11 protein-coding genes are annotated in these 14,817 nt (G+C 56.8%); 5 read left to right on the top strand and 6 right to left on the bottom strand.

Annotated features, from left to right (window positions below; all coding sequences use genetic code 11):
• Positions 1 to 41: 41 nt before the first annotated feature.
• The 3 genes from ACQG2G_RS11495 to ACQG2G_RS11485 are packed head-to-tail and all read right to left on the bottom strand — an operon-like array spanning position 42 to position 6,545.
• Entirely contained in the window at positions 42 to 2,216 is a 2,175-nt protein-coding gene (locus ACQG2G_RS11495) for a virulence factor SrfC family protein (RefSeq protein ID WP_061771783.1), read from the bottom strand.
• Positions 2,213 to 5,194: a virulence factor SrfB gene (locus tag ACQG2G_RS11490; protein ID WP_029882937.1), complete on the bottom strand. Its 2,982-nt coding sequence runs from the start codon at positions 5,192 to 5,194 to the stop codon at positions 2,213 to 2,215. Before ACQG2G_RS11490 ends, ACQG2G_RS11495 begins: the two co-directional genes overlap by 4 nt.
• 4 nt (positions 5,195 to 5,198) lie before the next feature.
• Positions 5,199 to 6,545, bottom strand: a complete 1,347-nt coding sequence (locus tag ACQG2G_RS11485) for an SrfA family protein (protein ID WP_061772209.1) — start codon at positions 6,543 to 6,545, stop codon at positions 5,199 to 5,201.
• A gap of 283 nt (positions 6,546 to 6,828) precedes the next feature.
• Between ACQG2G_RS11485 and ACQG2G_RS11480 the strand changes: the two genes are divergently transcribed.
• Both ACQG2G_RS11480 and ACQG2G_RS11475 read left to right on the top strand, forming a co-directional pair.
• On the top strand, positions 6,829 to 8,427 hold the full coding sequence (locus ACQG2G_RS11480; RefSeq protein ID WP_248078559.1) for an ABC transporter substrate-binding protein: 1,599 nt from the start codon (positions 6,829 to 6,831) through the stop codon (positions 8,425 to 8,427).
• Positions 8,428 to 8,523: 96 nt separating this feature from the next.
• On the top strand, positions 8,524 to 8,757 hold the full coding sequence (locus ACQG2G_RS11475; protein WP_061772977.1) for a YdcY family protein: 234 nt from the start codon (positions 8,524 to 8,526) through the stop codon (positions 8,755 to 8,757).
• Positions 8,758 to 8,760: 3 nt separating this feature from the next.
• Here ACQG2G_RS11475 and ACQG2G_RS11470 read toward each other — a convergent pair whose 3' ends face one another.
• The gene (locus ACQG2G_RS11470; RefSeq protein ID WP_023621252.1) at positions 8,761 to 9,210 is read right to left on the bottom strand and encodes a DMT family transporter; all 450 of its coding nucleotides are present in this window, start codon (positions 9,208 to 9,210) and stop codon (positions 8,761 to 8,763) included.
• Positions 9,207 to 9,725 carry a GNAT family N-acetyltransferase gene (locus ACQG2G_RS11465; RefSeq protein WP_061772978.1) on the bottom strand — a complete coding sequence of 173 codons (519 nt, stop codon included), beginning with the start codon at positions 9,723 to 9,725 and terminating at the stop codon, positions 9,207 to 9,209. The genes ACQG2G_RS11470 and ACQG2G_RS11465 overlap by 4 nt, the downstream gene beginning before the upstream one ends.
• 150 nt (positions 9,726 to 9,875) lie before the next feature.
• Here ACQG2G_RS11465 and ACQG2G_RS11460 point away from each other — a divergent pair, with 150 nt between their 5' ends.
• The 3 genes from ACQG2G_RS11460 to ACQG2G_RS11450 all read left to right on the top strand — a co-directional run bounded on the left by ACQG2G_RS11460 (position 9,876) and on the right by ACQG2G_RS11450 (position 12,479).
• Entirely contained in the window at positions 9,876 to 10,451 is a 576-nt protein-coding gene (locus ACQG2G_RS11460; protein ID WP_013096486.1) for a helix-turn-helix domain-containing protein, read from the top strand.
• A 65-nt stretch (positions 10,452 to 10,516) separates the two neighbouring features.
• A complete protein-coding gene (locus tag ACQG2G_RS11455; RefSeq protein WP_058651299.1) occupies positions 10,517 to 11,557 on the top strand; it encodes an NADP-dependent oxidoreductase in 1,041 nt (346 codons plus the stop codon).
• 253 nt (positions 11,558 to 11,810) lie between these two features.
• A complete protein-coding gene (locus ACQG2G_RS11450; protein WP_348595847.1) occupies positions 11,811 to 12,479 on the top strand; it encodes a GntR family transcriptional regulator in 669 nt (222 codons plus the stop codon).
• A gap of 138 nt (positions 12,480 to 12,617) precedes the next feature.
• Here the strand turns inward: ACQG2G_RS11450 and pqqU are convergent, their stop codons facing one another.
• Entirely contained in the window at positions 12,618 to 14,732 is a 2,115-nt protein-coding gene (pqqU, locus tag ACQG2G_RS11445) for a TonB-dependent receptor PqqU (RefSeq protein WP_061772141.1), read from the bottom strand.
• Positions 14,733 to 14,817: the final 85 nt, after the last annotated feature.

The following is a 14,817-nucleotide window of genomic DNA, read 5'->3' as shown; positions in this document are numbered from 1 at the left end:
GTTGGCCGGGTAAGCGCAGCGCCACCCGGCAACAAAGGCTGCTACATGATTAAAGCCCGAAGTGCCCGACGTGCGTCAGGCTGAACATCATGCGGGTGCTGATAATCAATGTTCTCTATTGCCCGGCTATAGAGGGCAACCAGCCAGTCGTAAACGTATGCGGTGGCCGCATGGACAGGCTGTTCCCCCAGGCGCGTCAGGCGCGGCGCGGCGCTGCTAACCACGGGCGTAACAAAGATTGCCAGCCCCTTACGGATGCGGCTTGCCGGACGTTCGGCAACAGGCGTCTGGTCGTAACCCAGCCAGCCAACGAAATTACCTATCACCGCATGTAGCTGTGCGGCGCTGCTCTTGTCGGTTTCGACAATACGCTGAAGCTGCTGAGGCAGGTTAAGACGGTAGCTGGCGACTACCAGAACCTCGGCAATTTGCTGTAACACCGCAGGCTCAAGACCCAGGCGTGTGGCCGCTGCATCATTGCGACTCCACTGGCGCAAATGGTTCATCCACACTTTATGCGCCAGGCGCGCTTTATCTTTTGTCTGGAACGTGCCGGCACTTTCCTGCGCATTATCGGCAAACAGATCGATGGTATCCGTAAACAGACCGTTGACCTGCTCCTCGCGCGGTTGCTGGACGGCCAGAAGCGTTTCGAAGGCTTTGAGGGGAGGCAGAAGCCCTTCGAGCAATTCACCGTGGCGGGCGGCGCTGCTTTGCAGGGTGCGAACCATGTTCTCGGCCTGAGTTCGTCTTGCTGCAGGCTCCTCAACCAGCGGTGCCAGATAACTGTGCATCAAAGCCGACAGCTCCTGGCGCAGCGCCGTTTTCAGCGTGTTAAGACGTTTCTGTCGCTGGGCAGGTAACGTGGCCTGAGACAGCCACTCGATGACGCGCTGCATGCTGTGGCTGTCCAGCGCCTGCAGCGTGCCCCAGCGCAGGCCCGGTTTACCCAGCAGATGCTGGACTGCTTCATCGAGATTCTGCCGGGTGGTAAAACGCGCGTCGTGAGGCGTAATCGCCCACACCAGACCCGGCAGGGCTGATTCCTCCGCAGGCTGCGTCTCTTTGACCCAGTTCATCAGTACCTTTGCTTTTTTTGCCGTCTGGTCGTGCTGCGCGGTCGCATTGCAGATCACCAGCACATCTGGCTGCAGCTGCTGGCGATAGTGTTCCAGCAGCCACTGACATTTGGCCTGGCTTAGCGGATCGGCGCTGTTGTCTGCAAAGACCGGGATATCAATAATATCGACGTTATCCAGCGCGCTGCTCTCGACAGGCAGTACCAGTTCACGCGTCAGGAATGCCAGTACATCGACGGGCAGGCTAATGGCATTAAGCATCTCGCCGTTGTTCAGGGGATGCAGCAGCGTCTCCTGAGCGTCCGGTAGGGTAAAGGTGCCATGGGTCAGGAAGCCTTCCCCCGGCAGACCAAAGTTATCCACCAGCAGGCTGAGCGGGGCGGCAAGTTCGCTGGCGTGGCTGGTCTGGTGCAGAACATGGGCGAGCTTTAACCACTGCTGGGTCAGTTCCTGTTGCTCACCCCACAAGAGAGACCAGACGCTGGCCCGGGTGGTGAGGTCAAGCGATGGCACCAGTTGCGCAAACTGATGCCACAGCACATCATCAATTTGCTGTCTGGCGGCAGGTACCGTGCTCTGCCAGAAGCGGGCAATCGCGCCCACTTCCTGCGCCGTTATGCCCGGTACACCCTGCGGCTGACGCAGGCCGCGCCACTTCTCAAGGCGCGTCTCGATAACGGCCTTATCCACGGCGCGGATCTGCGGGTGTAAGGTGGTGCGGGCAATAAACAGCTGCACCAGCTCGGCCTCGGTGACCAGGCTCAGACGTAGCGGGAAAGCCTCATCGTCCACCGCTGTGCTTTCAGTGGTGAAGCGCAGCGCCATGTTGGTCAGGGCATGTCCCGGGTTGATATGTGAGAAGTAGTCGAACGTGCGTTGCCCGGGGGTGACGTTCAGCCGCCCGTTACCGTTGCCGCACAGGGACAGCAACAGATGCGCTTTGGCGCTTTGGGAGTGGCCATACAGACCAATGCTGCTCCGCCGGGTCAGGGCCTGTTCAATGGCCTGCTCCCGCGCCTGCGCCGCATTGATACGGGCCAGCAGGGCGTCGGCATCGTTATCCAGCACCGGGGCATGCAGGCGCGTCTCGTTAATCCACCCGATTAAGGCCTGCGTGGTGGTCATCGTTGCACTCATTTCAGGTATACACTCCCGCTGTCGATCCAGTAGTGGCTACCGCTATGACGGCGATCGGCCAGGGTATTCAGTTTGAAGGTTAAGGCGTCAGGTGGGACAGGGGTTCCATCCTGCAGCCAGGCGTCGCTCAGCTCGAAAGATTCCGGGCCTTCGTGCTTGCTGCCTCCGCAGAGCTTAAGCCGCACGTTCAGCACGCCGTCGCCAGCAATCGCTTTGGCCAGTTCCGCCGAGTTGATACTCAGGGTATACAGCGGCGTCGCCGGCCAGCGTGCGTTCGCCAGCTGGCGGAAGCCAAGCGTGACGTTACCACGCAGCGGGAAATGCAGGCGGGCGTCGAGTTTTGCGCCAGGTTTATCCAGGTCGATATCCTGATACCAGACGTTCTCCTCACGCAGCGTGTTAACGGTGTTATCCAGCACGCCCAGATAGCGCACGGTGGAGTAGGCGCCAATATCGGCCGCCTTAAAGTTAAAGCGCGGCAGACGCAAATCGAGCGCCAGGCTGCAGAGCATGGCCCCCACGGCGGCGGTCGATTTCGGGTTGCCGATGCGACCCTGCTGGCTGAACGGATACCACTCATGAACCTGGTATTTATCCAGCCATACGATGCGATTGACCGGCACGGGCTGGAGATGGCGGATCAGCGCCTGCACGCCCGGCAGGCACCCCGGGCGACCGGTGATCAGCAAAATATCACAGCTGTAATGAGAGATCGCTTCGCACACCGCATGGAGCGGAGAGGCCAGCGTGAACTGACCTGCCAGCATCGCATCCTGCATTTCACGGAAATTCACATGCAGCGGCACGGCAAACAGGTCGAAGGCTTCAGAGCCAGCAGGCAGAGCGTGGTCGACAGCCTGCTGCAGGTAGTTCATCACGTTGCGGGTCGGCTTCTGCGGCAGCAGATCGCCAAAGGTGGCATGCAAACCGGCCAGCGGATCGTCAATGTCGCTGGATTCCCACGCGGCAAGGATCGCATGACCGATCGGCATAAAGAGCTGAAGTGCGGTCTGCTGGCGCAATACCGCCTGGGTATCAATACGCCCGGAGTCACCGAACAACGACGCCATCAGCAGAGACGCGTCCGCAATGCCGGACTTCTGCAACTGCGTTTGCAGGGCTGGCAACACATAGCGCTGGATAACGTCCAGCAGCGTGTCGTCGCCGGCCACTTTAAACCCTTCGCGGAAGAGAAGCTGTGGCGTGATTTTGACGTTATTCCCGGAGCCGTCATCCAGCTGATAGTGGGTGATCGCCATATCTGTGGTGCCGCCGCCAATATCGATAGAAGCAACGCGCAGCGCGCGACCCGGCTGGACACCAGGCTCGGGTTCACGATCCGGGCGGGCGAGGGAGGCGAAGAAGGCTTCCGTCTGACCACCAAAACGGGAGATCGCTTCGTTGTAAAGCCAGACCAGTTGCCCGCAGCTCGCTTCATCCCACTCCATCTGGATCTCAGGCACCGGCACCACGCTTTTATCCTGCTGCTTGCGGGTGGCAAAGTCTTCATCCTGCGGATGCCATCCCATCGCTTTCCAGACGATGGCAATCGCTTCAAACATGCGGCGACGGAAGATCTCGCGCTCCTGCTTCGGCATCGCCGAGGGCAGTGTGAGGATCAGCGTGCGCAGCTGGCGCGGAGACGCCGGGAAGCCCAGACGCAAGCGCGTGGCGACGCTGTTGATCTGGCCCAGCGCCTGTGCCAGCAGCTCGCAAAGCATATGGGTCATCAGGGTGCTGCGGCTGTACTGCGGGGAGAAAACCGGCAGACGCTCGTCCTGGGGCAGCGTAAACAGCGGTTCGCCGTCATCATTCATCAGGTTCATCAGCGGGAACGCGGTTGCCAGCGGCTCGCGTTGGGTTTTGCTGTTCATCTGGCTGAAACGCCAGTCCTGCACCACCGGCGTCTCATCCCACAGGTAGCGACGCGGGCTGGAGATACCGCTGTTACCTTCAGTCCCCAGACGCTGCATGGCCAGCTTACGCGCCTCATCGCCAACCCGGACAATAGAAGGCCAGACGAAGGCATCCTCGCGACCGCTTTCAACCGAGAAGTGCTGTTTGCCAAAGCGTGCTTCCGAGAACTCCAGGCGGCTGGTAAACAGGGGCTCATTGAGGAACTGCGGCTCGCTTAAAGAGCGCACCTGCAACTCGGCCGTCTGGCGCAGACCGTCGTTGGCGTCGCCGTGATCTTCAATAATCACGCCGCAGGTATGGGTGTTGCCCACGTCGAGGATCAAATCGACCGGAATGGCAGGCGTGCTGAGCGTATGGGTGACAAATTTGACTTCCGGCACAGTGAGCTGTTCACCAAGCATGGTCAGCACATTCAGCCAGTGTGCCTGATACTCAAAGCTGCGCATGGCCTGCTGCAGATCGCGTTCTGAACGGTGTTCAACGTCCGAGGCGTACTGCGTGAACGCTTCGCGCAGCCAGCCGTCTATCCACGTCTGGTCGAGGAAATTTTCTACTTCGGCATCGCGCCAGGCCAGCGCGAAGCGGGTCCCGTTGAGGATGTCGTTTTCCACCGGCGACAGCGCGGAGGTGGCATGCTCCGCAATCTGGCTGTCGAGGGCGAGGGTGACGCGATGGGTGTTGCCTGCGGTGTCCGGCGTCTCCAGCTTGCGGACCTGAACGCGCGCCCAGTTGTCCGGGCCGTCAACAAAGGTTCGCGGCGGGTTGAAGCGCAGGAACGGAACGGGGAGCCAGACGCCATCCAGCACGGCCAGGGACTGATGCAGCGCGATGGTTGTCTCAGGCTTGACCACCTCAGGTTGGCCGCCGTCCGTGCCGGGCAGGGTGTAACGCCCGTTAACCAGGTCGAAATCAAGGCGCAAAAGCGGGCCGTTCGCGGTTTTACGCACGAAACGCCCGTTGCTGGCGGTGTCCTGCGGGGTCAGACCGAAATCGAGGAACTGTACACCGCTGTTGGCAATAAGCGTAACGCTCTGTTTATAGTCGCAAAGATTTACCAGCATAGGATCAGGCACCTGCTTTCTTAAACGTCAGTGGAACGACGGTTTTTGCATCATAACGGGCATTGCATTCGGCGACATCGCTGGTGCCTGCTTTACAGGAGACTTCCGGCATCGGGTAGCGGGAACCGTCTGTGCAGCGTGCATTGCCGCGACTCTTAATCATCAGCTCGCCATTGCTGTGCAGGCCGGAGAAAACCTCTACGCGGCATACAACGTTATCGCCATGCACAACACGGGCGAAGCCTTTGTTGTTCTGGATCTGATAGCGCAGTGACGGCGGTTTGCCGGTCACCGGATCTTTTACGTCAAGAATGGCGCGCCAGGTGCCGTTCAGGAAACGCGTCGAGCCCGCTTTGACCTGACCGGCCTCCATGACCATGGCATCTTTCGGGATCGCGGCAATCACCACCGGGGCAGACACCGGAGCGGGATCGGGTTCCTTCGCTTTACTCTCTACCACCTCAGCCTGATGCAGCGGCAGGTTCATCGCCAGTGGTTCAACCGCTTTAATCGGTTTTGGGGCAATCGCCACGGGTTGCGGTGCCGGGGCGGCTGCTGGCGCGGGCTCTGCCGAAGGGGCCTGTTTTGGCCACAGCAGCGGGGCGGCAATGGCGGCAACGATCACAGCGGCAACCGGCAGCGACCATAAGGGCACGCGACGCTTTTTCACAACGGGCGCAGGAGCAGGCTCTTCAACAGGCGGCGCAACGACTGGTGCAGGCTCAGGCTCATACAGATCTTCCGGCGTAATGCGCACAACGGTGGCCGGCGCGATCAGCGGTTCGTCTGCGTGTTCAAAGGTGACGGCCGGGGTCGGTTCTGGCTCTGGTTCAGGCTCCTCTATCACCACCGGCGCAGGCTCAGGGATCAACGATTCGCGCAGGCAGTCGAGTACATCATCGCGTGCATTTTCATTCAGGTTTACAAACCCCCAGAACGCAATAACCGGTTTACCGTCAACCAGATAGAGGAAGTTTTCGCCCGGGAACTGGAAGGCTTTCGACAGCAAGGAGCCGAAGAGCTGTTGTGCGGTTTTAGGCGACTGGAGGCATTTCTTACTCAGCGATTCGACGCTGGCAAGGGTGTTTTCCAGATAGCGCAGGGCGCGAAAACGGACATCTTCATTGGCCGTTTTCCAGCTGGTGACGCTACCTTCCACCGGGGAGTACCAGTCCACGCGGTCACCGCCGTCGTTGACCTGCGGAATGGCCAGACAGTCGACAATGGCCTGCTGTTTGCGCAACCGGAGTGCTTCACGTATTTGCAACGCTGATTCAAAAACGGCTTGTCCGCCGCCGCCAACGGCCTGAAAATCATCCAGATTACCGCTGCGTAAAAGAGTTTTTGCCACGATTTGATCCCATATACTTCTTCACACCGTTACTTTAACGAAACCGGAAAGCAAACAAACGGAGGAAGAGACGCTAAAAGCGCCGATTTCTTGCGGCATAGATCGTGACGGTTGTGCTTGACGGATAATGGAACTTAAGACAAATCACCTTTTTCGGCACTGGCTGTAAAACCAGCGAAAAACGCGGCTTTAGAATAACCTGATAGTGTTTCGTTATTTGCCAGGTTATAGCGGCTGTGCTGTTATTACTGTCCTATATAATAAAACTGTCAGGGTTATAACCATGTCTACAGGGAAAACACTGCTCGCCCTTGCGCTGAGCGCTATTTTACCAGCCGGTGCCGCATGGGCGGCAAACAACGACACCCTTATTTACTGTTCTGAAGCGTCCCCCGAGTCGTTCAACCCGCAAATTGCCAGCTCAGGCCCGTCATTCGTCGCCAGCTCTCAGGTACTCTATAACCGCCTGATCAATTTCGACCCGGTGAAAAACACCCCGGTTCCGTCTCTGGCGGAATCCTGGACGATTTCACCCGACGGCAAGACCTATACCTTTACGCTGCGTAAAGGAGTGAAGTTCAACAGCAACAAATACTTCAAACCGACGCGCGACTTTAATGCCGATGACGTTATTTTCTCGGTCATGCGTCAGAAAGACCCTAAACATCCGTATCACAATGTGTCGCAGGGCAATTACGAATACTTTAACGACGTCGGCCTCGATAAGCTGATCCAGGACGTTAAAAAGGTCGATGATTATCATGTTCAGTTCACCCTCAGTGAACCGAACGCCGCTTTCCTGGCCGACTGGGGCATGGATTTTGCCTCCATTTTGTCTGCCGAATATGCGGATGCAATGCTGAAAAAAGGCACGCCTGAGAACGTCGACACCTGGCCAATCGGAACCGGCCCCTATGTACTCCAGCAGTACAAAGTGGATTCTCTGATCCGCTATGTGGCTAACCCGAACTACTGGGAAGGCCCGGTCCCGACCAAACACCTGATCTTCTCCATCACGCCAAACGTGGAGACTCGTCTGGCGAAACTGCAAACCAATGAGTGCCAGATCATTCCTGCGCCATCTCCGGTGCAGTTTGACGTCATTAAGAACAACAAAGACCTGACGCTGCACTCCGTCGATGCGCTGAACGTGGGGTATCTGGCGTTCAATACCGAGAAAAAACCGTTTGATAACGTGCTTGTGCGCCAGGCGCTGAACTACGCCACCGACAAAAAGGCCATCGTTAACGCCGTCTTTATGGGCTCCGGTACGGTCGCGAAATCTCCAATTCCGCCAAATATGATGGGCTTTAATAAAAATCTGAAGGATTACAGCTACGACCCGGAAAAAGCGAAAGCCCTGCTGAAACAGGCCGGACTGGAGAAGGGCGCGGAGGTCACGCTGTGGTCAATGCCGGTACAGCGTCCGTACAACCCGAACTCCCGCCGTATTGCCGAGATGATCCAGAGCGACTGGGCGAAAGTGGGCGTGAAGGCCAAAATCGTCTCTTACGAGTGGGGAGAGTATCTTTCCGGAATGCGTAAAGGCGAGCACGACTCCGCGCTGTTCGGCTGGATGTCGGATAACGGCGACCCGGATAACTTTGCCGATGTCCTGCTGGGCTGCAATAGCATCAAAACCGGCTCCAACGCTGCGCGCTGGTGTAATAAGGATTATGATGCCCTGGTGCAGAAAGCCAAACTGACCAGCAACCCGGACGATCGTGCGAAGCTGTATAGCCAGGCGCAGGAGATTTTCTATCAGCAGGCGCCGTGGATTGCGCTGGCAAACGGCAAAACGTTCTATGCAACCCGCAGCAATGTCACGGGTTACAGCGTGAGCCTGATGGGCAGTGATTTCTCAAAAGCGAAGCTGAACTGATTGTGTGCCCGGTGGCGCTGCGCTTACCGGGCCTACGGTACGCCAGGTAGGCCGGGTAAGGCGTAGCCGCCACCCGGCAACGAAAAAGGAGTGACAATGTCACATTTAAACGAAATTATCGCCCGTGTGGATGCCGCGATTGACGAAAGCGTCATTGCGCATATGAACGAACTGCTGATTGAACTGAGCGATGATGCTGAGCTGAGCCGCGAAGAACGCTATACCCAGCAGCAGCGCCTGCGTACCGCGATTTCGCACCACGGTAAGCAACATAAAGAAGAGATGGAGGCGCGCCAGGAGCAGCTCACCAAAGGCGGCGTTATTCTGTAATGTTCAAAACTGGCGTCGGGCCACCAGCCACGCGCCCACCACCAGCATTACTGCACCGCACACCGGGCCGATCAGCGCCCGCAGCGGGATGCCATGGCTTTTTAGCACGTCCATTATCAGCCCGCCGATGAGCTGGCTTGCCACCAGCACGGCGATGGTTGTCGCCGCGCCAACATTCTGGTAACCGCTGATGCTGGCAAAAACAAAAAATGAACCCAGCAACCCGGGGATCAACGTCCACCAGCGCACTGTGGATGCCAGCTCGCTAAACCCCGCAACCCCTTGTTTAAACAGCAGAATGCTGACAAACAACACAATGCCGACCAGCGAGTTCAGCAGCATCGCAATGAGTATGGTGGAGGAGGACTGGGTGATGCGCACCATCAGGGTATTTTGCACCACCAGGCCAATGCCCGCCGCCACCAGAAAAGCCAGCGTCAGTGATTGGTTCATTTAATCGCATCCGGATCGCTGCGCTCATCAAGCTGCAGCTGCATAAAGGTTAAGTCCAGCCAGCGGCCAAATTTGGTGCCCACCTGCGGCATCTGACCCGTTGTAACAAAGCCAAGCGTCTGATGAAGATGGATGGAGGCGTGGTTCTGCGCTTCAATCCCCGCCACCATCACGTGTTTGCCGATGTCACGTGCTTCAATAATCAACGCCTTCATCAGCATACGGCCAATGCCTTTGCCCTGGTGACCCGGGTGGACGTAAACCGAGTGCTCTACCGTATGACGAAAACCGTCAAAGGCGCGCCAGTCGCCGAAGGAGGCATAGCCAGTGATGATGCCATTCTCTTCGCTTACCAGCACCGGATAACCTGCGAGGGTGCGGGCCTCAAACCATGCGATACGGTTATCAGTATCGACCATGGTATCGTTCCAGATCGCGGCGGTGTGCAGCACCGCGTGGTTGTAAATTTCACCAATAGCGGCGCAGTCTTCTTTGCAGGCATGACGAACGATCATGATGGAACCCCTGAATGTGTTGTTTACTATGTTATTACGTTATTGCTACGATATTACACAACAACCCGGACAGATGGCTACGGTATAAGCCCGATTTTTTTGTTATTAAAACCTCATTGAAATACCGTTCATACACTATAGTATGACGTCATGAACACCATAACAGACACGATGAATCAACGGATTAGCGCAAGAATTCGCCTTGAACGCGAATCACGCGGATGGTCGCTGAGCGAACTCGCCGATCGGGCAGGCGTCTCGCGCGCCATGATCCACAAAATTGAGCGCGGCGACAGCAGCCCGACGGCAACGCTGCTTGCGCGCTTATCCGGCGCGTTCGGTATCAGCATGTCAACGCTGATAGCAAGAGCGGAGATGCAGGAGGGTAAACTGCTGCGCCTTGCTAACCAGCCCGTCTGGCGCGATCCGCAAACCCATTATCTGCGCCGCCACGTTTCACCGCGCACCGATCTGCCCATCGATCTTGTCCAGGTTGAACTGCCCGCCGGGAGCGATGTGCCGATGCCCGCATCGTCCTATGCGCTGGCCCGCCAGCTGATCTGGCTGCAGTCCGGGGAGCTGGTCTTTCAGGAAGGCGACACCCGCCACGAAATGCAGGCCGGGGATTGTCTGGAGCTCGGGCCGCCCAATGACTGTCGGTTCATTAACGAAACCAATGAACCCTGCGTCTATCTGGTGGTTCGTCTTAACCAGTCTGGCTCGTAATGTTAAGGCGCTCAGGCGGATCATGAGCCAGGATCAATGGACATCTGTACCATAAGGAGTCTCTGATGAATCAATCTGTTTCGCAAAACCGTCGCTGGGTACTGGCTTCGCGTCCACACGGCGCGCCGGTCGCGGATAACTTTCGTCTCGAAGAGCAGCCGGTTCCGGTACCGGCGGCAGGACAAGTTCTGCTGCGTACGATCTGGCTTTCGCTTGACCCGTACATGCGCGGCCGCATGAGCGATGCGCCATCCTATTCACCGCCGGTTGAAATTGGTGCGGTGATGGTCGGCGGAACGGTCAGCCGCGTTGAGCAGTCCAGTCATCCGGATTTTAAAGCAGGGGAATGGGTGCTGGGATACAGCGGCTGGCAGGAGTACGACCTTTCTGACGGCAGTGGTCTGGTCAAACTGGGCGAAAATCCCTCCCATCCTTCCTGGGCGCTGGGCGTTCTTGGGATGCCGGGCTTTACCGCTTACATGGGGCTGCTGGATATCGGGCAACCCAAAGCGGGTGAGACCCTGGTGGTTGCCGCGGCAACGGGGCCCGTAGGTGCGACGGTTGGGCAAATCGGTAAAATCAAAGGCTGCCGGGTCATCGGTGTGGCCGGAGGCGCAGAGAAATGCCGCCATGCCGTGGAGGTGCTGGGCTTTGACCAGTGTCTGGATCATCATGCCGATGATTTTGCCACGCAGCTTCAGAACGCCTGCCCGAACGGTATTGATATCTATTATGAAAACGTTGGCGGTAAGGTCTTTGACGCCGTGCTCCCGCTGCTCAATACCTCCGCGCGGGTGCCGGTATGTGGTCTGGTGAGCGGCTACAATGCCACCGGTCTGCCTGAGGGGCCGGATCGTTTGCCGCTGTTAATGGGCACCATCCTGAAAAAACGCATTCGTATGCAGGGTTTTATCATCGGCCAGGATTACGGACACCGCATCAAAGAGTTCCAGGAAGAGATGGGGCGCTGGGTGCAGGAGGGTAAAATCCACTATCGTGAACAGGTGACCGACGGGCTGGAAAACGCACCGGATGCGCTGATTGGCCTTCTGGAAGGCAAAAACTTTGGCAAAGTCGTGATTCGCGTCGCGGCAGACAATAAATAAACAAGATTATGGCGGGGTAACCCGCCATATTTATTTGTGAAGATACGATATATTGTCTTTAATTAAACCTACACAGCTTTCGTGCCCTCCTTGCGGATGAGCCAAAGAGCGATAAAAAACCGTGTTTGTACTTTTTGATGTTTATACGCATTTCCCACCACCAGGCATGACGATACAGGATATATCGGACCAACGTCGTTTATTTAAACTGACGTTAATAAATAGCATTAAGTTTTAGCTACAGGAATTGAACATGCTTGATTTGGATCATTTAGAGAAAGCGCAAAGAATCAGTCTTACCATGCAAGTTGAAATCAGTTTGAAAGGGGCATTAATTACAGGCTCGTTGAAACCTGGCGCTCGACTGATTACCAAAGAGATTGCCGATAAATTAGGAACCAGTATCACACCGGTTCGTGAGGCACTTTTGCGTCTGGTCTCCTCAGGGGCGCTGCAGGCCACACCGGCGCAGGCGTTTCTGGTGCCGGAGGTCACGCTGGAACGCTATAACGAGATCACCGCTATCAGGAAACAACTGGAACCAATGGCGGTAGCGGCCGCCTGTCAGCATATGACGCCAGCTAAGCTTGAGACGTTGCGCAAAATGTCGGATGCCTTTCATGAGGCGATGCGCAACGGCAATGTTCAGCAGGAGCTGCACGCGAATCGCGTGTTTCGGTTCACCCTTTATCAGTATGCGGAGATGCCAACGCTCAGCGCATTAATTGAGCAGCTGTGGATACGCATCGGGCCCTGTATTAACTATCTGCATCAGGAGCTCAACGACATCAAAGCGTCGGCGTATCACAACGAGGAGTTACTTGCGGCACTGGAAAGAGGGGATGTTGAAGCCAGCCAGAAAGCGGTGGATAAACTGATTGATGAAGCTAATTCACTTTTACAGCGTCAATATTTTAGCTGAGGAATTATTTAGTAGCCAATCTATATTTCCGTCGTAAAACATTCGCTCCATGAATAAGTCCTGATGGCTCTACGCCATCAGGAACGATATTTAAGATTACGAAAGAGAAAAACAGGCAATAAAATGCCTGTTTTAGTCCTACTCGAAACGATAAGCAACCGACAGGCCAACGCCGTAGTTACGACCCGGAGCCGGTTCGTAATAACGTCCGTTGGATTCGTTGACAATCACCGAGCCGGCATACGTTTTGTCGAACAGGTTATCAACGCGACCAAAGAGATCCAGGCCCCAGTTGCCGTAGTTGAACTTATACCCGGTATTCAGACCGACCACCGTGTAAGACGGAGCCTTTGCCGTGTTTTCGTCGTCGGCCATGATATCGCTCATGTAACGCACGTCGGTACCCGCATACCAGCCTTCCTCAGGCTGCCAGCCAAACGAGGCAAAGCCCATATTGCGGGCAATACCCGGCATCCGGTTGCCGTTACAGTTGTCATCACCGCAGACGTTGGTGCGGTAGGTGGCGTCCAGATATGTCCATGCCATTTTCAGCTTCCAGTTTTCAGCAAACTGCTGATCGAGGGAAACTTCCACCCCCTGACGACGGGTTTTACCGGCGTTTTTGTAGCTGGTACGTCCGCCAGAGCTGGCATCCACCACAATTTCATCGTCGGTGTCGGTGCGGAACAGGGCCGCGGTCAGCAGGCCATTGCCGATGCGGGTTTTGCTACCCACTTCATAGGTATTGTTGGTGGACGGTTTCAGGCCAATGTTCAGCCCACCCTGGTTATCCGCGCGGTAGGAGAGTTCATTGATGGTGGGGGTTTCAAATCCACGACCTGCCGCAGCGTAAAGGTTCCACGCGTCCGTCACGGCATACTTCACCGCCCCGGCCGGGAGCCACTTGTGATAGCTCGCGTCGCCGCTGTCGTCACCGTTGCCTGGCGTAACGTAATGATCGTTGGAATCAAACCAGACGGAGCTGTAACGCACCCCGGCATCCACAGAGAGTTTCTGGGTTAACTGCCAGCGGGTTTGCAGGTAAGGATCGACGTTCCACATCAGGTTACGTTCGTTGCGGCGCTTGTCGCCTTTTACGCCGTACTCCGGTACGCCGTTGTTCATCACGAAATTCTCATACCCGCGACGATCTTCGCTCATGTTTTCGTAGTTCAGGCCGGTGGTAAAGGTCACCGGCACCAGCAGTTCGCCGCGGTGCGTCCAACGTGTATCGATGCCCTGATAGTGACGTTGCATATCAATCACACCGCCAGAGTGGGAGGGGCGCAGCTGTGGCTGATAAGGGATCGACTGGTACTGGGTCATTTCACGCTCGCCGGCGTACATCATGACGCTGAGATCGTCCTGCGCGCTGAGCTGGCGGTCATAGCGCAGCCCGGCCTGGGTCTGCTTGATGGTTTTGCGCGTGTTGTACTGATCGCCACGCGGAGACTGGCGCGGGTTATCCTGCCACTCCTGGTAATTCAGTCCACCCGGATCGTTGGCTTTCATGTCCACGCTGTTAAAGATCAGCGTCAGCTTGCTGGCATCGTCAATCCGCACGCCCAGTTTGGCATTGGCGAGATTCTTCCGCGCACCGCTGTGATCGCGGTAGCCTTTGGTGGTGAAGCGGGTGGTGGATACGGTGTAATCCACATCGCCCGCGTGTGTGCCGTCGCCCATCGCGCCGGTGGCTTTCATCCCGTAGCGCCAGGTACCGTAACTGCCGTAAAAGCTGCTGGCCTCAATGGTCGGCGGCTGTTGACCGGTCTGGGTGTTGATGTTGATCACGCCACCGGAGGCGTTGCCATACAGGGCAGAGAAGGGGCCGCGCAGCACTTCCACGCTCTCAACGCTGGAGAGGTCGATGTTAGAAGTCTGGCCCTGGCCGTCTGGCATGGTCGCCGGGATCCCATCCACGTACATTCGAATACCGCGCACCCCGAAGGTGGAGCGGGCACCAAAGCCACGCATCGACAGCTGCAGATCCTGGGCGTAGTTCTGGCGGTTCTGAATTTGCAGGCCCGGGACGCTACCAAGCGATTCCGAGAGGTTAATGCGTGGCGCGGCGTGACGCATATCATCGCCGTTCACGACGCTGACCGCCGCCGGGGTATCAAGCTCCGATACCGTTTGTGGGGTGGCGCTGACGATCAGGGTCTGTTCATCCGCGCCCATTGCGGTGAGGGGCGAAAAGATAACAGGAGCCAGCAGCAGTGGAAGCGTAGCCCTATGGGCAGAAATGATTTTCATGAAATAAACCGGTTAAGGATAAGAAACGTACCAAATGGAACATGTGCATATATGTTAAAACTTTTGTAAATGCTTTGAAAACTAT

Source organism: Enterobacter cloacae complex sp. 382A5 (assembly GCF_050031095.1).
In the GTDB taxonomy this organism is placed as follows: Bacteria; Pseudomonadota; Gammaproteobacteria; order Enterobacterales; family Enterobacteriaceae; genus Enterobacter; species Enterobacter cloacae.
This window is presented reverse-complemented; position numbering and strand designations above follow the sequence as displayed.

Coding starts and splice junctions, on each gene's coding strand:
- ACQG2G_RS11490 (WP_029882937.1), bottom strand. CDS start 5,194: ATGCTGGTAAATCTTTGCGACTATAAACAGAGCGTTACGCTTATTGCC.
- ACQG2G_RS11460 (WP_013096486.1), top strand. CDS start 9,876: ATGAACACCATAACAGACACGATGAATCAACGGATTAGCGCAAGAATT.
- ACQG2G_RS11455 (WP_058651299.1), top strand. CDS start 10,517: ATGAATCAATCTGTTTCGCAAAACCGTCGCTGGGTACTGGCTTCGCGT.
- ACQG2G_RS11495 (WP_061771783.1), bottom strand. CDS start 2,216: ATGAGTGCAACGATGACCACCACGCAGGCCTTAATCGGGTGGATTAAC.
- pqqU (WP_061772141.1), bottom strand. CDS start 14,732: ATGAAAATCATTTCTGCCCATAGGGCTACGCTTCCACTGCTGCTGGCT.
- ACQG2G_RS11450 (WP_348595847.1), top strand. CDS start 11,811: ATGCTTGATTTGGATCATTTAGAGAAAGCGCAAAGAATCAGTCTTACC.
- ACQG2G_RS11480 (WP_248078559.1), top strand. CDS start 6,829: ATGTCTACAGGGAAAACACTGCTCGCCCTTGCGCTGAGCGCTATTTTA.
- ACQG2G_RS11475 (WP_061772977.1), top strand. CDS start 8,524: ATGTCACATTTAAACGAAATTATCGCCCGTGTGGATGCCGCGATTGAC.
- ACQG2G_RS11470 (WP_023621252.1), bottom strand. CDS start 9,210: ATGAACCAATCACTGACGCTGGCTTTTCTGGTGGCGGCGGGCATTGGC.
- ACQG2G_RS11465 (WP_061772978.1), bottom strand. CDS start 9,725: ATGATCGTTCGTCATGCCTGCAAAGAAGACTGCGCCGCTATTGGTGAA.